The organism is Massilia sp. P2_C2 (genome assembly GCF_056404615.1).
The window spans coordinates 1-21,359 of record NZ_JBFUDR010000087.1; the positions used below are offsets into that span (position 1 = coordinate 1).

A 21,359-nucleotide genomic window follows, 5' to 3' on the forward strand; every position below is an offset into this window, starting at 1 on the left:
ACATTGAAGGAATTGCTGGACGAGCTCGACCCGGACGAGTTCTGGCGCATCCACCGCTCCGCGCTCGTGCGCGTGGACGCCATCGCCGAGGTCAAGCGCGACCTGCGCGGCCTTGCGCGTCAGAATTACCGTCACGACACGCCATGGCGATCATGGCTGGCGCCGTACGCTACAATCTCGTCCCCACGCATACCTTCACGTCAGCGCCAAGGCGCAAGCGTAACATGCTAGCGCACGACTATTAACTCAGGCGCGCGTGGAAACTAGATGTTGAAAGTCTAGGGCGCCGCAGTCACGCTTTTGCTTCAATGGAGTTTAATTGCGTACCGGCACCATGTCGTCCCGTGCCGGGGAATCCCAGCCGCCGCCCAGCGCGCGGATCAGCGCGACGGTCGTCAGCGCCCGGTCGCCGCGCAGTTGCACGGCGCTGCGTTCGACGTTGGCCAAGTTACGCTGTGCGTCCAACACGTCGAGGTAGCTGCCGCGGCCCGCGTCGTACAGCTTTTGCGCGAGGTCGGCCGAGCGCCGCGCCGACAGTACGGCGGCGTCCAGTTCCGCGCCCTGCCCCGCCAGCACGCGAGCGGCCGCCAGATTGTCCTCGACTTCGGCGAACGCGTTCAAGACGCTCTGGCGGTAGGCGCCGACCGCTTCGTCCAGCGCGGCTTCGCTGCGCACGACGTTGGCGCGGTTGCGGCCGCCGTCGATCAGCGGCATGCCGAGTGCGGCGCCCAGCAGCCACGAGCGGCTGCTCCACTTGAAGACGTCGGTGAAACTGGTGCCAACGCCGCCGGCGGCTGCGCTGATGTCGAGCGCGGGGAACATCGCGGAGCGTGCGACGCCGATGCGGGCATTCGCCGCTTCCATCGCGCGCTGGGCGCTGGCGATGTCGGGACGGCGCTCCAGCAACGCGGACGGCAGGCCGACGGGAATCGCCGGCAGCGGTTCCGTGCCGAGCGGGTTGACGGCCGCCGTGAAGTCCGCCGGCGCTTTGCCCAGCAGAACGGCCAGCGCGTGCTCGGCGTCGGCGCGCTGTCTCTGCACGCCGATCGCCTCGGCGCGCGCGGTCGACAGCTCCGTCTTCGCGCGCGACAGGTCGAACTCGCCGATGTCGCCCAGCTCGAAGCGGCGGCCAGTGATGCGCACGCTTTCCTCGCGCAGCGCGACGGTGCGGTTGACCGTGTCCAGCTCCGCGTCCAGTGCGCACAGCCGGAAGTACAGCTGCGCCACGTCGGCCTGCAGCGACAGCAGCACCGAGCGGAACGTCGCCTCGACGGTCGCCGCGTCGCCGCGCGCGGCGGCGACGTTGGCCGAGACGCGGCCGAACAGGTCGACCTCGTAGCTGGCCGTCAGCCGCGCGTGGTAGACGTTGGTGGGCGCGACCGGCGTGCCGGGCGCCTGCGGGGCTTCGATCGGAGACAGGCGCGTGCGCTGCGCGCCGACGTCGACGCCGACCTGCGGGATGCGATCGGCTTCCGCGATACCGGCGATGGCCCTTGCCTGCTTCACGCGCGCCGCGGCCACGGCCAGGTTCTGGTTGTTGGCCGTCGCATCGGCAACGAGCGCGTCGAGCGCGGGGGCGTGGAACACTTTCCACCATTCGCCGCGCGGCTGCGCTTCGGCCGGCTGCGCCGCCTTCCACGTGCTGCCGTCCGGCGCGCGCTGCACTGCTTCCGCCGCCGTGCGGTTCTCTTTAAAAGTGGCCGGCGTGGCGACCGCCGGCTGCCTGAATTCGGGCGTGGTGCAGGCCGCCAGCAGCAGCGCTGCCAGCATGGGCGCTACGCCGCGCGCCATCGTCGATTTGATGTCCATGTCAGTTTCCTTCCAGTGCAGGCGTGTCGTCCAGCGGCAGCGCGCCATGGCCATGGGCAGGCGCATGCTCCGCCACGTGCTTCGGCTTTTCGAAACGCTTGGCCAGGGTGCGCAGCAGGACGTAGAACACCGGCGTCAGGAACAGGCCGAAGAACGTCACGCCCAGCATGCCGGCGAACACGGCGACACCCATCGCGTGGCGCATCTCGGCGCCGGCGCCGTGCGACAGCACCAGCGGCACCACGCCCATGATGAACGCGATCGACGTCATCAGGATCGGACGCAGGCGCAGGCGGCAGGCCTCCAGCGCGGCGGCCACGATGCTGCGGCCATGGTGCTCCAGCTCCAGCGCGAATTCCACGATCAGGATTGCGTTCTTCGATGCGAGACCCACCAGCACGAACAGGGCGATCTGCGTGAAGATATTGTTGTCGCCGCCGGTGAGCTTCACACCGATCAGGGCGCACAGGATCGACATCGGCACGATCAGGATCACGGCCAGCGGCAGGGTCCAGCTTTCGTACTGCGCGGCGAGCACGAGGAACACGAGCAGCACGCACAGCGGGAACACGTAGATCATGGTGTTACCGGCCAGGATGTCCTGGTACGTCAGGTCGGTCCATTCGTACGAGATCCCTTTCGGCAGCGTGGCCTTGACGATTTCCTCCATCGCGGCCTGGGCCTGGCCCGACGACACGCCCGGTGCCGGGCCGCCATTCAGCTCGGCGGCGACGTAGCCGTTGTAGCGCTGCACGCGATCAGGTCCGTAGGTGTCGCGGACCTTCATGAGCGAGGACAGCGGGATCATCTCGCCCTTGTCGTTGCGGACCTTCAGCTGCGCGATCTGCTCGCGCTGCGAACGGAATTGCGCATCCGCCTGCACGCGCACCTGGTACGTGCGGCCGAACTGGTTGAAGTCGTTCACGTACAGCGAGCCCAGGTTGATCTGCAAGGTCTGGTTGATCTCGGCCAGCGGCACGCCCAGCTGCTTGGCCTTCACGCGGTCGACGTCGGCGAACAGTTGCGGCACGTTGATCTGGTAGCCCGAGAACACGCCCATCAGGCGCTTGTCCGTGGCAGCCTTGGCCTGGATGGCCTGCACGGCCTTGTACAGCTCGTCGTAGCCGACGCCGGCGCGGTCCTCGATCATCATCTTGAAACCGCCGGTCGTGCCCAGGCCGTTCACCGGCGGAGGCGACAGCACCATCACGAATGCATCCTCGATCGCACCCATGCGCTTGTTGATCTCGGCGGCGATCGCGTCGGCGCTCTGCGCCTTGCCGGTACGTTCGTCGAACGGTTTCAAGGTGGTGAACACGATGCCGGCGTTCGGCGCATTGGTGAAGCCGTTGATCGACAGGCCCGGGAACGCAACCGACGATTCCACGCCCGGGATTTGCTTGGCCACGTCGGACATCTTGCGGATCACGGCGTCCGTGCGGTCGAGCGAGGCGGCGTCCGGCAGTTGTGCGAAGCCGATCAGGTAGGCCTTGTCCTGCGACGGCACGAAGCCCGGCGGCACGGCCCTGAACATGAAGATGCCGGCGATGGCGAGCAGCACGTACACGCCGAGGGCGGCGCTCTTGCGCTTCAGGACACCCTTCACGCCACTTTCGTAACCATGCGACGAGCGGCCGAAGAAGCGGTTGAAGGCGGCGAAGAAGCGGCCGAACACGGCATCCATGATGCGGGTCAGGCGGTCCTTCGGCGCGTGGTGCGACTGCAGCAGCGCGGCCGACAGCGCCGGCGCCAGCGTGAGCGACGAGAACGCGGAGATCACGGTCGAGATGGCGATGGTCAGCGCGAACTGGCGGTAGAACTGGCCGGTCAGGCCCGACACGAAGGCGATCGGGATGAACACGGCGCACAGCACGAGGGCGATCGCGATGATCGGGCCCGAGACTTCCTTCATCGCCTGTACGGTCGCATCATGCGGGTTCAGGCCGTTGGCGATGTTGCGCTCGACGTTTTCCACCACGACGATCGCGTCGTCCACGACGATACCGATCGCGAGCACGAGGCCGAACAGCGACAGCGTGTTGATCGAGAAGCCGCAGGCGAGCATCACCGCGAACGTGCCGACGACGGATACCGGCACGGCCAAGAGCGGGATCACCGAGGCGCGCCAGGTCTGCAGGAACACGATGACGACGATGGCCACCAGGATCACCGCTTCCAGCAGCGTGTGGATCACGGAGTCGATCGACTCACGCACGAATTGGGTCGGGTCGTACACAATGCTGTATTCGACGCCTTCCGGGAAATCTTTCGACAGCTCCTTCATCTTGGCGCGCACGTCGGACGACAGTTGCAGCGCGTTGGCGTTCGGCGCCTGGAAGATGGGGATGGCCACCGCCGACTGGTTGTCCAGCAGGGCGCGCAGGGCGTACGAGTTCGAGCCCATCTCGAGACGCGCGACGTCCTTCAGCAGCGTGGTCGCGCCGTCGGCATTGGTCTTGATGACGATGTTGCCGAACTCCTCGACCGATTGCAGGCGGCCCTGCGTGTTCACGGTCAGCTGGAAGTCCGCGCCCTTGGCCGGCCCCTGGCCGACGACGCCGGCCGCCACCTGCACGTTCTGCTCGCGGATCGCGTTCACGACGTCGCTGGCGGTCAGGTTGCGGGCGGCGACCTTCTGCGGATCGAGCCAGACGCGCATGGCGTAGTCGCCCGAACCGAACAGCGCGACTTCGCCCATGCCGTTGATGCGTGCCAGTTCGTCCTTGACGTTCAGGGTCGCATAGTTGCGCAGGTACAGGTCGTCATAGCGGCCGTCCGGCGAGCGCAGGTGGACCACCATCGTGATGTTGGGCGAGCTCTTGACCGTGGTGACGCCGATCTGGCGCACCTCGTCCGGCAGGCGCGGCAGCGCGCGCTGGACGCGGTTCTGCACCGCGGTCTCGGCCTGATCGACGTTGGTGCCGATCTTGAAGGTTACCGTGAGCATCAGCGCGCCGTCCGAGGTGTTCTGCGACGTCATGTACAGCATGTTTTCGACGCCGTTGATTTCCTGCTCAAGCGGCGTCGCGACGGTTTCCGCGATGACCTTCGGGTTGGCGCCCGGGTACTGGGCGCGCACCACCACGGAGGGCGGCACGACGTCCGGGTACTCGGAGATCGGCAACTCGAAGATCGAGATGAGGCCGGCCACGAAGACCAGCACCGACAGCACGGCCGCGAAGATCGGCTTGTCGACGAAAAAGCGTGAGATGTTCATTGTTCTTGTCCTTCGAATTCTTTGGACTTACTTGGTGTCAGCCAGCGCCAGCTTCGCGTCCTTCGCCGGCGGCTTGGCCGTCTCCAGCGAAGCGACCATCGGCACCAGCTGCGCCGTGATGGGCGAGCCCGGACGCACGCGCTGCAGGCCATTGACGACGATCTTCTCGCCCGGTTTCAGGCCGGCGCGCACGACGCGCAGGCCGTCGACGACGGGACCGAGCTTCACTTCGCGGTACTCGGCCTTGCCGTCCGCACCGACGACGAACACGAATTTGTGGTTCTGGTCCGTGCCCACCGCGCGGTCCGTGATCAGGAGGGCCGGCTTCGTGGCGCCGCCGCCGATCTGCACGCGGGCGAACAGGCCGGGGGCCATGCTGCGGTCGCGGTTCTCGAACGTCGCGCGCATGCGCACGGAGCCGGTCTGCGAGTCGAGCTGGTTGTCGACGAATTCCAGCTTGCCCTCGTGCGGGAAGCCATCCTCGTTGACGAGGCCCACCTTCACCGGCACCGCCTGGCCGTCGTGCGCTTCCTTCGCGACGCGCAGATAGGTCTCTTCGTCGCCGTCGAAGCTCGCATAGATGCGGTCCAGCGACACCACGGACGTCAGCACGGCCGATGCGTCGACCAGGTTGCCGAGGGTGATCTCGGCCTTCGACACGCGGCCGTTGATTGGCGCGATGACGCGGGTGTACGACAGGTTCAGGCGTGCGGCGGCGGCCTGCGCTTCCGCGGCGCGGGCCGAAGCGTCGAGTTCCTTCTGGCTGGACAGGCTCGCGTCGTATTCACGCTGGGCGATCGCCTTGTCGCCCAGCAGGCGCTCGGCGCGGGCCAGTTCGGTGCGGGCCAGTTCGGCCTTGGCGCGGGCCGATTTCGCGGCCGCTTCGGCACGCTCGGCTTCCGCCTGGTAGGGACGCGGATCGATCACGAACAGCACGTCGCCCTTTTTGACTTCGGCGCCCGGCTTGAAGTTGACGGCGGTGATGTAGCCGGACACGCGCGGGCGGATTTCGACGTGCTCGATGGCTTCCAGGCGGCCCGAGAATTCCTGGGTTTCCGCGACCGGCTTCTCGAGCACGGCGGCGGCCGACACCGGCGGGCCGGCCTGTTCCTGCGTCTGTGCCTCAGCCGCTTTGCCGGTCGCGTCGGAGCAACCGGAGATCAGTGCGGCGATGCCGGCAGCGCCCAGCGCCAGCACGACGGGTCGCACGGCCATCTGGAATTGTTGAATCGTTTTCATTGGTTTGCCCTCCGTTATTGACTATTTATTAATGATTGGACGAAAACGGTCCTTCCCAGGCTTTTTCAGGAAAAGACAGGTCCCCCGCGCCTCGCGGGCACGTTGTTATGAATTCGGCAGGTAGATCATGCGATCCGCAGGATCAACAGCTGGCCGGCGGCTCGTCCTCGTCGAGACCGGCAATGAAATTGGCGATCTCGGAAAGCGCGTGGCTTCGACAGGCACACGTGTCGCGTGCATTCGGTTCCTGCAGGCGTTGTGCCGCCTGCAGGCGCCTGACCGTCGTCGGCACGCCCGACTGGATCAGTTTGCCGCCATAGGCTTCCGCCTCGTCGCGCAGCGGGTCGTCCTCGATCGACAGGATCAACGCCGGCGGCAGGTTCTTCAAACGACTCGACTGCAACGGTGATGCATACGGATGGCTGCGGTCGGCCGCGTGCGGCAGGTAGCCGCGGTAGGCTGCAGCGCATTCGTCGAACACCTTGGCCTTGTCGGGGCTCGTCGGCATCTCGCGCATCGAGCAGGTCGACAGTCCCGGGTCCAGCATCGGCATCAACAGGATCTGGCCGGCCAGCCGCGGCGCCCCGCGGTCGCGCGCCATCAGGGCGCACACTGCGGCGAGGTTCGCACCGGCCTCGATGCCCGCCACGAGCATGCGCTTGCCTGTCCAGCCGAGCTTGGTCTTGTTCTTCTTTGCCCAGATCAGTACGGCATGCGCATCCTCGGCGGCGGCGGGGAACGGCTTCACCGTCGCCAGCGTATAGGTCGACGACAGCACGACCGGGTAACCGCTCGCCTCCGACAGGTGGCGCAGGAACGGATCGGCATCTTCCAGGTCGCCGTCGACGAAGCCGCCGCCGTGGAAGAATACGATCAACACGTCGCGCTTGTCGTCGACCGCAGCCTTGTACAGACGCCCCGCCAACGGACCTTCCGCCCCCACGACCTGCAGGTCGCGCACCGCCAGCGTATGGCCGTCGTCCGGCTTGCGTGCTGCGCTCATCGGCGCACCCCGTGGTTCACCTTGTTGGCCGCCATCAGGACGGACGGGATCGCGGTCGCATCGCATTGCTCGCCGGTCGCGACGACGTGGAACAGCGCATCGTAGCCGCGCGCCTCCGCGCCGGCCGCATGCGCGTACTCGTCGGTGAGTACCGTGCCTGCCATGGCCGCTACGCCGAGTATCAGCCCGAACACTGCCGCGATGCCATCACGATGCGCTTTCATGATCCTCTCCCGCGGGACGTCGATAAACCTGCTGCGCGTTGCACTGTTGCCGCTCGCGACGGTTTCTCGAGGTCCCTTCGTTGGGTTTAATAATTAAGATATCGACTACCGTACCGACACTATAGTCTTCATCTACAATCCAATAAATACCTCATTTACGAATCGATTGTTCAGATCCTTGAACAATCATACATACTCACGATATACATGATGCCCATCCGGGTATTCTGAACAGCAAGGTTGTGTCATGAACAAGCTACAAGCGATGGAAGTCTTCGTGCAGGTCGTCGACGCCGGCAGCTTTACGAGGGCGGCCGAGATGATGAACCTGCCCAAGGCGACGGTGTCGACGCTCGTGCAGGCGCTCGAGGCGGCGCTGTCGGCCAAGCTGCTGCACCGGACGACGCGCCAGGTGACGGTGACGACGGACGGTGCCGCCTATTACGAGCGCTGCCTGCGCATCCTGTCCGACGTGCGCGACGCCGAGGAATCGCTGTCGCGCACGCGCCTGTCGCCCAGCGGCCGGCTGCGCGTCGACGCGCCGACGGGGTTGTCGAGCGAGATCCTCGTACCTGCCCTGCCCGACTTCTTCGAGCGCTATCCCGACATCATGCTGGAGCTGGGCAGTTCCGACCGTCCCGTGGACCTCGTCGAGGAAGGCGTCGACTGCGCCGTGCGCGGCGGCGCACTGGGCGACACAAGCCTGATCGCGCGGCGCGTCGGCGTCGTCAACTTCCTCACGGCCGCATCGCCCGCCTACATCGCGCGCCACGGCCTGCCCCAGCACCCGCGCGACCTCGAGCGCCACCGCTGCGTGAATTATTTCTCGGCCAAGACGGGCAAGATCTTCGACTGGGATTTCAACCGCGGCGACGAACGCATCGAGGTGCCGATGCGCGGCGTGATCGCGCTGAACGATTCGAATGCCTATATGGAAGCGGGACTGGCGGGCCTGGGCATCATCCAGATGACGGACTACCTGGTCGACAAGCACGTCGCCACCGGGCGCATGGTGCAGGTGCTGCCGGACTGGCACAGCGATCCGGTGCCGATCCACGTCGTGTATCCGCAGAACCGCCACCTGTCCGCCAAGGTGCGCGTGTTCGTCGAATGGGTGGCCGAACTGTTTGCGGCGAACCCGTACATGCACATGGGGGCGATGCCGCGTGCGCAGGCGGCGGCACCGGTGCCGGTGCCGCTCACGGCGTAGGCACCGGTGTAGAATCGGCATCACAATAAGCAATAACGTACAGGAGACGCGATGCCCCAGCCACGCACCATCGACCTGCTGCTCGACCAGTACGGCGACAGCCACCGCCATCCGACCAATGAGCTGATCCATGTCGTCTGCGTACCCGTCATCGTGTTCACGCTGCTGGGCATCCTGTGGAGCATCCATCCGGCGCTCGCCGTCGCGGCGTGCAGCGCGGCCCTGGTGTATTACGTCCGGCTGTCGCCACCGTTCGCGCTGGGCATGCTCTTGATGAGCGCCGTGATGCTGGGTGTGCTCGCGCTGATGCCGCCGTACACCGTGCTGCCGCTGTCGATCGCGATCTTCGTCGTCGCGTGGATCGGACAATTCATCGGCCACAAGATCGAAGGCAGGAAGCCGTCGTTCTTCGACGACCTGCGCTTCCTGTTGATCGGTCCGCTGTTCGTACTGGGATTCCTGTATCGTCGTCTCCATGTCGCTTATTAACGCTTTGGAGGTGAACATGAAACGAATCGCCATCCTCGCCCTCGTCCCGCTGGGCGCCCTGCTCGCCGCGTGCGCGGGCCCGTCCAACTCGGGCAGCGTCTACAGCAGCCACCAGACGATGAATGAACAGACGGTGCGCCTCGGCACCGTGGAATCCGTACGCAACGTGACCATTGCCAACCCGGAATCCGGCGTCGGCACGATGGCCGGTGCCGCGCTGGGCGGCCTGGGCGGTTCCCAGGTCGGCCAGGGCAATGGCTCGGCCGCCGTGGGCATCATCGGCGCCGTCGCCGGCGGCATCATCGGCAACCGCGTGGAAAACCAGGCCAACAACCGACCCGGCTTCGAAATCACCGTCCGCCTCGACAATGGCGAACTGCGCTCCATCACGCAGGCGGCCGACGAGATGTTCCGGCCCGGCGAGCGCGTGCGGCTGCTCAGCAACGGTTACACGACGCGCGTGACGCATTGAGCGTGCGCTGCCTACGGGCAATCGCGAAAGCACATATACTTTCGCGATGCCTTCCTACGTCCTGTTCACCATCGCCTCCCTGGTCTGGGGATCCACTTTCTGGGCGATCACCCTGGAGCTGGGCGAAGTCCCGCCCGCCGTCTCGGTCGTCTACCGCTTCGCCCTCGCATCGCTGACCCTGTTCGCGTTCTGCCTGCTGCGCGGCGACAGTCTGCGCCTGCCCTGGCGCGTGCAGCGCTGGACGCTGCTGCAAGGTGTCTTCACGTTCGCCCTATCGTACGTCTGTACCTACAACGCCGAGCAATACGTCGTCTCCGCCCTCGTTGCCGTGCTGTTCGCACTGATGGTGTTCTGGACGCCGATCCTCTCCCGCCTTGCGTTCGGCACGCCGATCCCGCGCCGCACCTGGGGCGCCGGCGCGGCCGCGATCGGCGGCGTCACGCTGCTGTTCTGGCATGCGATCGGCAACGCGCTGCACGACCTGAAACAGGGCGGCCAGGGCCACTTCATCCTGGGCCTCGTGGTGGGCATCGTCGCGTCGGTCGCCAGCTCGGCCGGCAGCATCGTCGTCGGCAAGGTGCGCGCGGAGTCGGACAACCTGATGCTCACGACGGGCTGGTCGATGTTCTGGGGCACGTGCATGGTCGCCGTGTGGTGCCTCGCGACGGGCCAGGCCTTCATCATCCCGCGCACGGCCAGTTACGTGCTGGGCCTGCTGCACCTGTCGCTCTTCGGCTCGGTCGTCGCATTCATCTGCTACTTCACGCTGATCAACCGCATCGGCTCGAACAAGGCCGTGTACATCGGCGTCATCACGCCCGTGATCTCCGTGCTGCTGTCGATCCGCCTCGAACACTATCGCCCCGGCCTCACCGAATGGCTGGGCATGGCCGTCTGCCTCGGCAGCGTCGCCTGGGCCCTGCGCGCGCCGGCGCCGGAGCCCGCTTCCATTCCCCTCAACGATGCCATCGAAACGACTCCATGATTCTTGATACCACCTTCGCCATCCGCCCCGCCACCCCGGCCGACGTCGTCCACATCCAGGCGATGATCGTCGAGCTGGCCGTGTTCGAAAAGCTCGAGCACCTCGTCGTGGCAACGGAAGAAAAATTGCATGAAGGCCTGTTCGGCGCACACCCGGCCTGCGAAGCCATCGTCGGCGAGGCCGATGGCGAGGTCGTCACGTTCGCGCTGTTCTTCCACAATTTCTCGACCTTCCTGACCAAGCGCGGTCTGTATCTGGAAGATCTGTATGTGAAGCAATCGCATCGCGGCAAAGGCTACGGCAGCCGCATGCTGAAACATCTGGCGCGCCTGGCCGTCGAGCGTGGTTGCGGTCGCTTTGAATGGTCGGTGCTGGACTGGAACACGCCGGCAATCAATTTCTACAAGTCCATGGGCGCCGAGATCCTGCCCGACTGGCGCGTCTGCCGCGTCACGGGCGCACCGCTGGAAGCGCTGGCCCGGGCGTGAAAAGAAAAACCCACGGGCTGCGAGGCAGCGCCGTGGGTGAACCCATTGTCGGAATGGGGAGGGGAGACTTGAATCCAACGGGTTCAATATATGCCGCCCTCCCGCGCATTTGCAGGTTCCTTACAAATGCTTACGTCGGTAACAAAAGACTGTCAACCGTTAGCGGCCGGGCCCGATTGAGTGATCACAAATGCAGGTACGCATCGAGCGGGACAATGTGGTCAATGACGAGGACACACGGACATGAAAACGCCGACAACCATCCGCATGTCGATCACCAGGTGGGTCTACCGTGCCTGGCTGCGTTCCCGGATCGACACCTATACCCGCAGCCTGCACGCCATCGCCGTCCAGCGCGAAAACGACTTCCACGCGGAACGCATCCTGCACCGCGCGATCTCTACCACCCGTTCCAAGCTGCAATCGCTATAGATCAGATCATGCCGTGCGCCGGCGCGCCAGCAGGCGCTCGCACAACTCGAAGGCCGCCTGGGTCAGCAGGGCCAGCAACGCGGCCGGGATCGCACCGGCCAGCAGCATGTCGTTATCGTTCAGCGCGAGGCCCGTGGTGATGCGTTCGCCGAAGCCGCCGGCGCCGATGAAGGCGGCGATGGTCGCCGTGCCGACGCTCATCACGGCGGCCGTCTTGACGCCGGCCAGGATGGTCGGCGCAGCCAGCGGCAGCTCGACGTGGAGCAGCGCCTGCCACCGGGTCAGTCCCAGCGCCAGCGCCGCCGTGCGCAGGCCGGACGGCACCTGCAGCAGCCCCGTGCACGTATTGCGCACGATGGGCAGCAGCGCATAGGCGCACAGCGCGACGAGGGCCGGGACCGTGCCGATGCGGCCGAGCAGCGGGATCAGGATCGCGAGCAGGGCCAGCGACGGCACGGTCTGCAGGACGCCGGCCACGGCCAGCACGGCCTGGCGCAGGCGCGGCACGAGCGCGGCCACGATGCCGAGCGGCATGCCGGCGATGCAGCCCAGCAGGACGGCCAGTACGACCAGCAGCAGGTGCTGGCGCGCGAGGCCGAGGAAACCGTTGCCGAAGGTTTTCGCAAGCAGCCCGTCGCGCACGGTAGGGTGGACGGCCGCTTTCGTCGTCCAGGCCCCCGGCCGGGACGACTCCACGCGTTCAACCGGTGGCGGCGCGGCTGTTCGGCTTGCGTTGGACGCGTGGACGGGGGACCCGTCCACCCTACCCTTGAGCCAGGCGCTGGCAATTGCGACGAAGCTTTGCCCATCCAGCTCGGCCGCCGCATTCATCGCGATCATGTCGTCGGCCTTGATGCTGCCCTCCAGCTGCCGGATGGCATCCCAGGCGCGCGGAAAGCGCCGCGGCACGTCGAGCCGGTACAGCAGCACGGCGTCGTAGCGCGGAAAATAAGCCTTGTCGTCGTCCAGCACGCGCAGGCCGTACTGGCGGATCTTGGCATCCGTCGAATAGATGTCGATGGCGTCCACCTGGCGCTGCGCCAGGGCTTCGTAGGCAATGCCGTGGTCCAGGCCGCGCGGCTGCTGCGCGAGGCCGTAGCGCCGCGCGAGGCCCGGCCAACCGTCGGCGCGGCCGAGGAATTCGTGCGACAGGCCGATCCTCAGGTCCGGATGGCTCGCCAGGTCGGACAGGCGGCGCAGGTCCGTATCGCCGCGCACGGCCAGCGCATAGCCGTTGGAAAAGCCCAGCGGCACGGCCACGCCCAGTCCCAGCGGGCGCAGCGCCGTGCGCATGGCCTCCAGCGACGTCGGCTGCGGATTCTTGAGGATCTCCAGGTCGATGGTGCCCAGGTATTCCGGATAGACGTCGATCGCGCCGGAACGCAGCGCGCCCAGCACGATGGCCGTGTTGCCCAGGCCCTGTTTGTGTTCCGCCGGCCCCGTGCGCGCGGCCGTCTGCGTGAGGATCTCGCCGAGGATGTACGACTCCGTGAACCGTTTGGAGCCGACGTGCAGGACCGTGTCGTCGGCGCGTGCAGACGACAGCATGGCAGCGCAGGCGAGCAGCAGCGCGGCGAATCTCGACATGCGGCTTCCGGTAGCGTTGTGGATGAGCCGTAGGGTGGGCACCCCTGTGCCCACGCGTGACGTATGCGATATGTTGACGTTACGCGTGGGCACGTTCGTATGTGAGGCCCCCGGCCTCACATACCCCACCCTACGCGTCGATCCGGGGAGCACGCCACACGCCGGCATTGACGACGCCGCGGCACGGGTTCGCGCCGATCGCGTAGGCGAGATCGGCCGGCCGGGCGATGTCCCACAGGGCGAAGTCGGCGCGCCGGCCCGGCGCCAGCATGCCGGCATCCGTGCGGCCCAGCGCGCGTGCCGCGTTGACCGTGACGCCGCGCAGCGCTTCCAGCGGCGTCAGGCGCCACATCGTGCAGGCCATGTTCATGGCCAGCAGCAGCGACGTCAGGGGCGACGTGCCCGGATTGCAGTCGGTGGCGAGCGCGATCGGTACGCCGGCGTCGCGCAGGCTTGCTAACGGCGGCAGCTTCGTCTCGCGCAGGAAGTAATAGGCGCCGGGCAGCAGCACGGCGACGGTGCCCGCGCGCGCCATGGCGGCCACGCCGTCGGGCGACAGCCATTCGAGGTGGTCGGCGGACAGCCCGCCGTACTGCGCCACCAGGCCCGCCCCACCCTGGTCCGAGAGCTGCTCCGCATGCAGCTTCACCGGGAGCCCGAGGCGACGCGCCACGTCGAACACGCGCGCCGTCTGGTCGGGCGAGAAGCCGATGCGCTCGCAGAACGCGTCGACGGCATCGACGAGCCCCTGCGCCGCCAGCGCCGGCAGCATCTCCGCGCACAGCATGTCGATGTAGGCGTCGGCCCGGCCGGCGTACTCGGGCGGCAGCGCGTGCGCGCCGAGGAAGGTCGTGCACACCTCGACCGGCAGCATGTCGCCCACGCGGCGCGCCACGCGCAGCATCTTCGCCTCGGAGGCGAGGTCGAGACCGTAGCCCGACTTGATTTCCAGCAGGGTAACGCCTTCCGCCAGCAGGGCCGTCACGCGCGGCAGGCTGGCGCGCAGCAGCGCGTCTTCGGACGCCGCGCGGGTGGCGTGCACGGTGGACATGATGCCGCCGCCCGCGCGCGCGATGTCTTCGTAGCTGGCGCCGTTCAGGCGCGCCTCCCATTCGTCGCTGCGGTTGCCCGCGTAGACGATGTGCGTGTGGCAGTCGACGAGGCCGGGCGTCAGCCACAGGCCGCCGCAATCGTGGACGGCCTGAGCCGGCGGCGCATCGGCACGCCGGCCGACCCAGGCGATGCGTCCGCCGCGCACGGCCACGGCGCCGTCCTCGACGATGCCATAGTCATCGCCATTGGCCAGCGGGGCCAGCGTGGCCAGCCGCGCGTTCGCGAACAGCACGTCGGCGTGCCCGCTCTCACTCATAGACGCCGTCCTCGTCCAGCAGGTCGTTCTCGTCGTCGTAGTAATGGATGTCGGCGATGAAGATGACGCCCTGGTCGGCCTGCAGCTTCCACGTCGTGTCCGGGTCGAGCACGACGGCGTCGAAGCGCACGAGGTTGATGCGCTGGTCGTCGCTGCACAGCTCCAGGCTCTCCCCTTCGGCCAGGAACAGCACGGTGACGTCGGCGCGCGCGACGAACGTGGCGTCGCCGTCCAGCCGGCGGCGGCCGAAGCGGTGCCAGCAGCGGTCCATGCGGGTCATCACGTTGAAATCGGTGCTGGTGCCGCGATTCAGCTTGGCTTCCACGCGCGACTCGCCATCGAAGGCGGCGACCGGCTCGGCCTTCGAGAGCAGCACGGGGTCGCCGTCGATGTCGAGCGTCATGCCGGGGCCCTCGACGAGCACCAGCGTGCGCTCGACGCCGGGGAACGCAGAGAACGTACCGTCGGCGGCGATCGTGGCCAGGCTCACGCGCCAGTCGAAATCGTCGTAGCCGGCCTCCGGCGGCGACACGGCGATCTCGATCGTACTACCGGTGCCGTTCTTCCACGGCACCGGCGCCAGGCCTGCAAACGGGATCAACATCGTCATGACTTGCACCTCATCGTCGTTGGCATCGGAACGGTATGCGGATCAATAAGCGGATCAATGGGCGAGCAGGGTGCGCACGGCCGCCTTGTAGCGCTGCGCGATCGCGTCCTGCGCCTTGTGGCGGCCGGCCTGCACCACCCAGTGGCCGCCGGCCAGCACGTCGCGCACGAGATTGTCGTTGCCGCTGAACAGGAAGCGGCCCAGCACCTCGTGCGGCGGCACGCCGTCCAGGTTCGGGTGGGCACTGTCCAGCACGAGCAGGTCGGCGCGCCGACCCGGTGCCAGCGTGCCGACGCGGCGCCCGGCCGCCTGCGCGCCACCTTCCAGCGCCTGCGTCCACAGGAAGTCGGCGACGCTGCGCTCGGCGCCGCGCACGGCGATGTTGCGGCGCTGATGCGCGAGGCGCTGGCCATACTCGAGCCAGCGCAGCTCTTCCACGGGACTCTGCGACACGTGGCTGTCGCTGCCGATGCCGAAGCGTCCGCCGGCCGCGATATAGGGCGCCAGCGGGAACAGGCCGTCGCCCAGGTTCGCTTCCGTCGTCGGACACAGTCCCGCGACGGCGCCGCTGGCCGCGAGCCGGTCGCGCTCGCCGTCCGACAGATGCGTCGCGTGCACGAGGCACCAGCGCGCGTCCACGTCGGCCTGCTGCATCAGGTAATCGACGGGGCGCATGCCGGTGGCCTCCACGCATTGCGCCACTTCGAGCTGCTGCTCCGCCACGTGGATGTGCAGCGGCCGGTCGGCCGGCAACCCCTGCACCAACTCGCGCAACTGGCCGGCCGCCACCGCGCGCAGCGAATGCGGCGCCGCGCCCACTTCCAGTTGCGGCCCGCGCAGCGGCGCCAGCGCCTCGACGATGCTCAGCACCTGGGCCGGATCGGTGCGGAAGCGCTCCTGCTCGTCCTTCAGCGGGGTGTCGCCGAAGCCGGCATGGGCGTACAGCACGGGCAGCAGCGTGACGCCGATGCCGGATTCGCGCGCGGCCTGGGCGATGCGCTGCGCCGTCTCGGCCGGGTGGCCGTAGACATGGCCGCCCGGCGCCCGCTGCAGGTAATGGAATTCGCAGACGGCCGTGTAACCGTGGCGCAGGCATTCCGCATACAGCTGCGCGGCGACGGTTTCCATCTGCTCGGGCGTGATGCGGTTGGCGACGCGGTACATCAGTTCGCGCCACGTCCAGAAGCTGTCCGGCGCATTGCCGGGACCACCTCCTGCCCGCTCGGCCAGCCCGCCGAGGGCGCGCTGGAATGCGTGCGAATGCAGGTTGATCATGCCCGGCAGGACGTAGTCCACGCGCGCCACGCCGAGCGGCGGGGACGCGTCCGGCGCGACCTTCGTCAGGTCGCCGCGCACATCCCATTCGAGCAGTACGTCCCGGTGCCAGCCGCCGGCCAGCAGGGCGTGGCGCGCGAACAGGGCGTTCATGCGTGGCCTCCGGCGCGGGCCCACGCGATCGCCGCATCCAGCAACTCGCGCAGCAGCGGCTGCACCCTGCCGGCGACGTCGGGCAGGTAGGCGAACGGCGGCGCCTCCTCCATGTACAGACATTGAGACATCTCGAGCTGGATCGCGTGCACGCCGGCGGCCGGATCGCCGTAGAAGCGCGTGATGTGGCCGCCCTTGAAGCGGCCGTTGAAGACGAAGGAAAAGTGGTCCTGCGATTCCGCCACGCGCATCATCTCGCCCTGCAGCTGCAGCGAGCAGGATTTGCCGTCGGCCGTGCCGAAATTCAGGTCGGGCAGGCGGCCGTCGAAGAAGCGCGGGACGACGGACGCGATCGAATGCGCATCCCACAGCACCACCGTGCCATGCAGCGCGAGCAGGCGATCGAGTTCCGCGCGCAGCTGCTGGTGGTACGGGCGCCAGTAGCGCTCCAGGCGCCGTTCGACTTTGTTCGCGTCCGGTTCACGACCGGGCTGGTACAGGCGTTCGCGCCCGAACGTGTCGACCGGGCACAGGCCCGTCGTGTCCTGGCCGGGGTACAAATTCGTGTCCTCGGGGGGGCGATTCAGGTCGATGACGTAGCGCGACCAGCGTGCCGACAGCATCGATGCGCCGAGGCTGTCCGCGAACGCGTACAGGTCGGGGAGGTGCCAGTCCGTGTCGGCCCGGACCAGCGCGCACGGCGCCATGTCCGCCGCGACCTCGTCGGGAATATCGGTGCCGGCATGCGGCATCGACAGCAGCAGCGGCACCGAACCTGCCTTGAACCTGAAATCCATCGTGACTCCTGCTCAGTGATACCGCTCAGTGCAGTGCGGCGAACAAGTCCTTGCATGCGGCCGACAGCTCGCCTTCCATCACCATCTGGCGCGCCGCTTCGATGTCCGGCGCGAAGAACCGGTCTTCGTCGAACGCCTTCACCCGTTTGCGCAATTGTGCATGCACATGTTCCAGATGACCAGAGCTGGTCAGCGGGCGGTGGAATTCGATTCCCTGCGCCGCCGCCAGCAGTTCGATGCCGACGATGACACCCGTATTGTGCGCCATCTGGCCGAGACGGCGCGCAGCGAACGTCGCCATGCTGACGTGGTCTTCCTGGTTCGCGGACGTCGGCAGGCTGTCGACGCTGGCCGGATGCGCCAGCGACTTGTTTTCCGATGCCAGCGCGGCCGCCGTGACGTGCGCGATCATGAAGCCGGAATTCACGCCCGGGTCACGCACGAGGAAAGGTGGCAGCCCGGACAGGGTGGAGTCGATCAGCAGCGCGATGCGGCGTTCGGCCAGCGCGCCGATCTCGGCGATGGCCAGAGCCAGCGTGTCGGCGGCGAACGCGACTGGTTCCGCATGGAAATTACCGCCAGAGATCACCTCACCCGATTCGGGGAAGACGAGCGGATTGTCCGTCACGGCGTTGGCCTCGATGAGGAGTGTCCGGCCAGCCTGGGCGATCAGGTCCATCACGGCGCCCATCACCTGCGGCTGGCAACGCAGGCTGTACGGATCCTGCACGCGCTCGTCGCCGACGAGGTGCGATGCGCGGATCGCGCTGCCGGCCACCAGTTCGCGGTAGATCTTCGCCGCCGCGATCTGGCCCGGCTGGCCGCGCACGGCGTGCACGCGCGGGTCGAACGGGGCGTCGCTGCCGCGCGCGGCGTCCAGCGACAGGCCGCCCGTCACCATCGCCGCCTCCAGCAGGCGCTCGGCCAGGAACAGGCCGTGCAGGGCCAGCGCCGTCGACACCTGCGTGCCGTTGATCAGCGCGAGCCCCTCCTTTGCCGCCAGCACGACCGGTTCGATGCCGGCCGCCGCCAGCGCGCGCTGCGCATCCATCAATTCGCCGCGCATGCGCACCTGGCCGACGCCCAGCATGGCGAGCGTCATGTGCGCCAGCGGCGCGAGGTCGCCGGACGCGCCCACCGAACCCTGGCACGGGATCGCGGGCATGATGCCGGCGTTGTACAACGCGACCAGCGTATCGACGATCAGCGGCCGCACGCCGGAATAACCGCGCGCGAGACTGCCGATCTTGGCGAGCAGGATCAGGCGCACGACGTGGTCCGGCAACAGCTCGCCGGTGCCCACCGCGTGCGACAGGATCAGGTTCTGCTGCAATTGCTCCAGCTGGGCCTGCGGGATGTGCCGTTTGGCCAGCAGGCCGAAACCCGTGTTGATGCCGTACGCCGGATCGCCCTTGGCGACGATGGCCTGCACGGTCGCCGCCGACGTCTCGATGGCCGCATAGGCCTCGGGGGTGAGCGCGAGCGTGCCGGGCGCCTGCCAGGCGGCGCGCAGGTCGGACAGCGACAAGGCGCCCGGTTGCAGGATCAGGTGGTGGTCGTCTTGGTTCATGGTGTCGATTCTGTCTTACTTGATCATCGGGAGGCGCAGGCCGAAGCGTTTCGCGGTCTCGATCGCGAGTTCGTAGCCGGCATCCGCATGGCGCATCACGCCCGTTGCGCAGTCGTTGACGAGCACCCGCGCCAGGCGTTTATCGGCGGCCTCGGTGCCGTCCGCGACGATGACAACGCCCGCATGCTGCGAATAGCCCATGCCCACGCCGCCGCCATGGTGCAGCGAGACCCACGTCGCGCCGCCGGCCGTGTTCAGCATGGCGTTCAGCAGCGGCCAGTCGGACACGGCGTCGGTGCCGTCGCGCATGGCTTCCGTCTCGCGGTTCGGGCTGGCGACGGAGCCGGTGTCCAGGTGGTCGCGTCCGATCACGATCGGCGCTTTCAACTCGCCCGTGCGCACCATCTCGTTGAACGCGAGGCCGGCGAGATGGCGCTCGCCGAGGCCCAGCCAGCAGATGCGCGCCGGCAGCCCCTGGAAAGCGATGCGGTCGCGCGCCATGTCGAGCCAGCGGTGCACGCGCGCGTGGTGCGGGAACAGTTCCTTGATCTTCGCGTCGGTTTTATGGATGTCTTCCGGGTCGCCGGACAGCGCCACCCAGCGGAACGGGCCGCGTCCTTCGCAGAACTGCGGGCGGATGTAGGCGGGAACGAAGCCGGGGAAGTCGAAGGCATTCTTCACGCCCTGGTCGAACGCGACCTGGCGGATGTTGTTGCCGTAGTCGACGGCGTGCGCGCCCAGCGCCTTGAAATCGAGGATGGCCTGCACGTGCGCCGCGCAGGATGCCGCCGCGGCCTGCGTGAGGGCCGCATGCTGCGCCGGGTCGCGCTGCGCGTCCAGCCAGCGTTCGATGGTCCAGCCGCCCGGCAGGTAGCCGTGGATCAGGTCATGGGCCGACGTCTGGTCCGTGACGAGGTCGGGCACGAGTCCACCTTCTTTTGCACGGCGCACGAGTTCGGGCAGGACGTCGGCCGCATTGCCGAGCAGGCCGATGGAGACGGCTTCCTGGCGTTCCGTATGGGCCTTGACCATGGCCAGCGCCTCGTCGATATCCTTCGCCTGCTTGTCCAGGTAGCGGGTGCGCAGGCGGAAGTCGATGCTGCTCTGCCGGCATTCGACGGTGAGCGACACGGCGCCGGCGAACGTCGCGGCCAGCGGCTGCGCGCCGCCCATGCCGCCCAGGCCCGCCGTCAGGATCCACCGGCCCGCCATGGTTCCGTCGTGACTGCCGCCGAAACGCTGGCGGCCCGCTTCGGCGAAGGTCTCGTACGTGCCCTGCACGATGCCCTGGGTGCCGATGTAGATCCAGCTGCCGGCCGTCATCTGGCCGAACATGAACAGGCCCTTGCGATCGAGTTCGTTGAAATGCTCCCACGTCGCCCATTTCGGCACGAGGTTCGAGTTCGCCAGCAGCACGCGCGGGGCGTCGGGGTGGGTCTGGAAGATGCCGACCGGCTTGCCCGACTGGATCAGCAGGGTCTGGTCATCGTCCAGCTCGCGCAGCGACGCGAGGATCTGGTCGAAGCAGGCCCAGTCGCGCGCCGCGCGGCCGATGCCGCCATAGACCACGCGGGCTTGCGGGTTTTCCGCGACCTCCACGTCCAGGTTGTTCTGCAGCATGCGGTACGCCGCCTCGGTCAGCCAGCTCTTGCAACTGAGCTGGCTGCCGCGCGGGGCGCGGATGACGCGGCTGGGGTCGAAACGCGGATCCCCGGTGGGAGAAGCTTGGTTCATGACAGACTCCTCGAAAAGGAAACGCGGGACGGAACGCCGTCCCGCTTTCCAGAAAGTCTAAGTTGTCTATACAACTACGTCAATCCATTTCGTGCCGTTTGCCATAGTGACGACCATGCGCGCACAGGATGCGTCCGTCTACCGGGCACTTACCGGGGACAGGGTACGAAAGCGGGCATGGGGACGAGGGCCAGGGCCGACAGGGAATATGTCAGGGGCCTGGCAGGCGTGTGGCGCAGGCGCATCGGGGTCTCCGTTCTGGTTGTGGATGAACCGGGGTCAGGTTCGACGACAGAAGCAGAGTGTAGCGAAATTTGTGAAATAGTCACTACCATCCGTGCGCGGGCGCGCGTCCGGCGGCAGGAGAGGGGCTGCCCGGAGCCGGGCAGCCCGGCGCATTTATTCGAACTGGATGCGCGCGATGTAGTAGGCCGAATACGGGTCGGCCTGGCCCTGCCACGAGATGGCGTCGATGGTCTTGCCGGCCGCGTTGAGGTCTTTCAGCGGCACTTCGACGACGGCCCAGGTCTTGGCCTTGGGCTGGATGGTGTAGTTGGCATCGATCGCCTTGCCGCCCGCCCAGGCCCTGATCATCAAGGGCTGATTGCCATCCTTGCCGCCGTTGATGACGAAAGTCAGCTTGGTATAGCCCTCGGTGGAAAAGGCATCGTGACGCAGTACGAGGGCGCTCCACGG

The 21,359-nt window shown here is 67.3% G+C and carries 19 protein-coding genes and 1 pseudogene; 7 read left to right on the forward strand and 13 right to left on the reverse strand.

Going from position 1 to position 21,359, the window contains the following annotated elements; translation table 11 throughout:
* A partial coding sequence (locus AC1DYX_RS12625; RefSeq protein WP_477259196.1) for a LytTR family DNA-binding domain-containing protein occupies positions 1–231 on the forward strand: 231 nt, incomplete at its 5' end.
* An 84-nt stretch (positions 232–315) separates the two neighbouring features.
* Here the strand turns inward: AC1DYX_RS12625 and AC1DYX_RS12630 are convergent.
* The 5 genes from AC1DYX_RS12630 to AC1DYX_RS12650 form a co-directional block, all read right to left on the reverse strand.
* Positions 316–1,809: an efflux transporter outer membrane subunit gene (locus AC1DYX_RS12630; protein ID WP_477259198.1), complete on the reverse strand. Its 1,494-nt coding sequence runs from the start codon at positions 1,807–1,809 to the stop codon at positions 316–318.
* A gap of 1 nt (position 1,810) precedes the next feature.
* Positions 1,811–5,026 (reverse strand): efflux RND transporter permease subunit, encoded by a 3,216-nt coding sequence (locus AC1DYX_RS12635; protein ID WP_477259200.1) that lies wholly within the window; start codon positions 5,024–5,026, stop codon positions 1,811–1,813.
* A 27-nt stretch (positions 5,027–5,053) separates the two neighbouring features.
* On the reverse strand, positions 5,054–6,265 hold the full coding sequence (locus AC1DYX_RS12640; protein ID WP_477259202.1) for an efflux RND transporter periplasmic adaptor subunit: 1,212 nt from the start codon (positions 6,263–6,265) through the stop codon (positions 5,054–5,056).
* Positions 6,266–6,407: 142 nt separating this feature from the next.
* Positions 6,408–7,268 (reverse strand): alpha/beta hydrolase, encoded by an 861-nt coding sequence (locus AC1DYX_RS12645; protein ID WP_477259204.1) that lies wholly within the window; start codon positions 7,266–7,268, stop codon positions 6,408–6,410.
* Complete coding sequence (locus AC1DYX_RS12650) at positions 7,265–7,492, reverse strand: hypothetical protein (protein WP_477259206.1); 228 nt, start codon at positions 7,490–7,492, stop codon at positions 7,265–7,267. Before AC1DYX_RS12650 ends, AC1DYX_RS12645 begins: the two co-directional genes overlap by 4 nt.
* A gap of 247 nt (positions 7,493–7,739) precedes the next feature.
* Between AC1DYX_RS12650 and AC1DYX_RS12655 the strand changes: the two genes are divergently transcribed.
* The 6 genes from AC1DYX_RS12655 (at position 7,740) to AC1DYX_RS12680 (ending at position 11,568) form a co-directional block, all read left to right on the forward strand.
* Complete coding sequence (locus tag AC1DYX_RS12655) at positions 7,740–8,702, forward strand: LysR family transcriptional regulator (RefSeq protein ID WP_477259208.1); 963 nt, start codon at positions 7,740–7,742, stop codon at positions 8,700–8,702.
* 51 nt (positions 8,703–8,753) lie between these two features.
* On the forward strand, positions 8,754–9,191 hold the full coding sequence (locus AC1DYX_RS12660) for an Mpo1 family 2-hydroxy fatty acid dioxygenase (protein ID WP_477259210.1): 438 nt from the start codon (positions 8,754–8,756) through the stop codon (positions 9,189–9,191).
* Positions 9,192–9,207: 16 nt separating this feature from the next.
* Positions 9,208–9,663 (forward strand): outer membrane lipoprotein, encoded by a 456-nt coding sequence (locus tag AC1DYX_RS12665; protein WP_477259212.1) that lies wholly within the window; start codon positions 9,208–9,210, stop codon positions 9,661–9,663.
* A gap of 46 nt (positions 9,664–9,709) precedes the next feature.
* Positions 9,710–10,648, forward strand: a complete 939-nt coding sequence (locus AC1DYX_RS12670; protein WP_477259214.1) for a DMT family transporter — start codon at positions 9,710–9,712, stop codon at positions 10,646–10,648.
* Positions 10,645–11,136: an N-acetyltransferase family protein gene (locus AC1DYX_RS12675; protein WP_477259215.1), complete on the forward strand. Its 492-nt coding sequence runs from the start codon at positions 10,645–10,647 to the stop codon at positions 11,134–11,136. The genes AC1DYX_RS12670 and AC1DYX_RS12675 overlap by 4 nt, the downstream gene beginning before the upstream one ends.
* Positions 11,137–11,379: 243 nt before the next feature.
* Positions 11,380–11,568, forward strand: coding sequence for a hypothetical protein (locus tag AC1DYX_RS12680; protein WP_477259217.1), 189 nt, complete (start codon positions 11,380–11,382; stop codon positions 11,566–11,568).
* A 6-nt stretch (positions 11,569–11,574) separates the two neighbouring features.
* Here AC1DYX_RS12680 and AC1DYX_RS12685 read toward each other — a convergent pair whose 3' ends face one another.
* The 8 genes and pseudogenes from AC1DYX_RS12685 to AC1DYX_RS12720 all read right to left on the reverse strand — a co-directional run.
* Complete coding sequence (locus tag AC1DYX_RS12685; RefSeq protein ID WP_477259219.1) at positions 11,575–13,155, reverse strand: ABC transporter permease/substrate-binding protein; 1,581 nt, start codon at positions 13,153–13,155, stop codon at positions 11,575–11,577.
* Between the two features lie 130 nt (positions 13,156–13,285).
* On the reverse strand, positions 13,286–14,524 hold the full coding sequence (gene hutI, locus AC1DYX_RS12690) for an imidazolonepropionase (RefSeq protein WP_477259221.1): 1,239 nt from the start codon (positions 14,522–14,524) through the stop codon (positions 13,286–13,288).
* Positions 14,517–15,134 carry a HutD/Ves family protein gene (locus AC1DYX_RS12695; RefSeq protein WP_477259223.1) on the reverse strand — a complete coding sequence of 206 codons (618 nt, stop codon included), beginning with the start codon at positions 15,132–15,134 and terminating at the stop codon, positions 14,517–14,519. Before AC1DYX_RS12695 ends, hutI begins: the two co-directional genes overlap by 8 nt.
* A 54-nt stretch (positions 15,135–15,188) precedes the next feature.
* A pseudogene (locus AC1DYX_RS12700) lies at positions 15,189–16,601 on the reverse strand (formimidoylglutamate deiminase); the annotation flags it as partial.
* Positions 16,559–17,359 (reverse strand): N-formylglutamate deformylase, encoded by an 801-nt coding sequence (gene hutG / locus AC1DYX_RS12705; RefSeq protein ID WP_477259225.1) that lies wholly within the window; start codon positions 17,357–17,359, stop codon positions 16,559–16,561. The pseudogene AC1DYX_RS12700 and the gene hutG, both read right to left, overlap by 43 nt.
* Before the next feature lie 25 nt (positions 17,360–17,384).
* Positions 17,385–18,929, reverse strand: coding sequence for a histidine ammonia-lyase (hutH, locus tag AC1DYX_RS12710; protein ID WP_477259227.1), 1,545 nt, complete (start codon positions 18,927–18,929; stop codon positions 17,385–17,387).
* Positions 18,930–18,944: 15 nt separating this feature from the next.
* Entirely contained in the window at positions 18,945–20,663 is a 1,719-nt protein-coding gene (gene hutU, locus AC1DYX_RS12715; RefSeq protein WP_477259229.1) for a urocanate hydratase, read from the reverse strand.
* Between the two features lie 399 nt (positions 20,664–21,062).
* Positions 21,063–21,359: hypothetical protein (locus tag AC1DYX_RS12720; protein ID WP_477259230.1), on the reverse strand; the 297-nt coding region annotated here is incomplete at its 5' end.

Coding starts and splice junctions, on each gene's coding strand:
- AC1DYX_RS12630 (WP_477259198.1), bottom strand. CDS start 1,809: ATGGACATCAAATCGACGATGGCGCGCGGCGTAGCGCCCATGCTGGCA.
- AC1DYX_RS12635 (WP_477259200.1), bottom strand. CDS start 5,026: ATGAACATCTCACGCTTTTTCGTCGACAAGCCGATCTTCGCGGCCGTG.
- AC1DYX_RS12640 (WP_477259202.1), bottom strand. CDS start 6,265: ATGAAAACGATTCAACAATTCCAGATGGCCGTGCGACCCGTCGTGCTG.
- AC1DYX_RS12645 (WP_477259204.1), bottom strand. CDS start 7,268: ATGAGCGCAGCACGCAAGCCGGACGACGGCCATACGCTGGCGGTGCGC.
- AC1DYX_RS12650 (WP_477259206.1), bottom strand. CDS start 7,492: ATGAAAGCGCATCGTGATGGCATCGCGGCAGTGTTCGGGCTGATACTC.
- AC1DYX_RS12655 (WP_477259208.1), top strand. CDS start 7,740: ATGAACAAGCTACAAGCGATGGAAGTCTTCGTGCAGGTCGTCGACGCC.
- AC1DYX_RS12660 (WP_477259210.1), top strand. CDS start 8,754: ATGCCCCAGCCACGCACCATCGACCTGCTGCTCGACCAGTACGGCGAC.
- AC1DYX_RS12665 (WP_477259212.1), top strand. CDS start 9,208: ATGAAACGAATCGCCATCCTCGCCCTCGTCCCGCTGGGCGCCCTGCTC.
- AC1DYX_RS12670 (WP_477259214.1), top strand. CDS start 9,710: ATGCCTTCCTACGTCCTGTTCACCATCGCCTCCCTGGTCTGGGGATCC.
- AC1DYX_RS12675 (WP_477259215.1), top strand. CDS start 10,645: ATGATTCTTGATACCACCTTCGCCATCCGCCCCGCCACCCCGGCCGAC.
- AC1DYX_RS12680 (WP_477259217.1), top strand. CDS start 11,380: ATGAAAACGCCGACAACCATCCGCATGTCGATCACCAGGTGGGTCTAC.
- AC1DYX_RS12685 (WP_477259219.1), bottom strand. CDS start 13,155: ATGTCGAGATTCGCCGCGCTGCTGCTCGCCTGCGCTGCCATGCTGTCG.
- hutI (WP_477259221.1), bottom strand. CDS start 14,524: ATGAGTGAGAGCGGGCACGCCGACGTGCTGTTCGCGAACGCGCGGCTG.
- AC1DYX_RS12695 (WP_477259223.1), bottom strand. CDS start 15,134: ATGACGATGTTGATCCCGTTTGCAGGCCTGGCGCCGGTGCCGTGGAAG.
- hutG (WP_477259225.1), bottom strand. CDS start 17,359: ATGGATTTCAGGTTCAAGGCAGGTTCGGTGCCGCTGCTGCTGTCGATG.
- hutH (WP_477259227.1), bottom strand. CDS start 18,929: ATGAACCAAGACGACCACCACCTGATCCTGCAACCGGGCGCCTTGTCG.
- hutU (WP_477259229.1), bottom strand. CDS start 20,663: ATGAACCAAGCTTCTCCCACCGGGGATCCGCGTTTCGACCCCAGCCGC.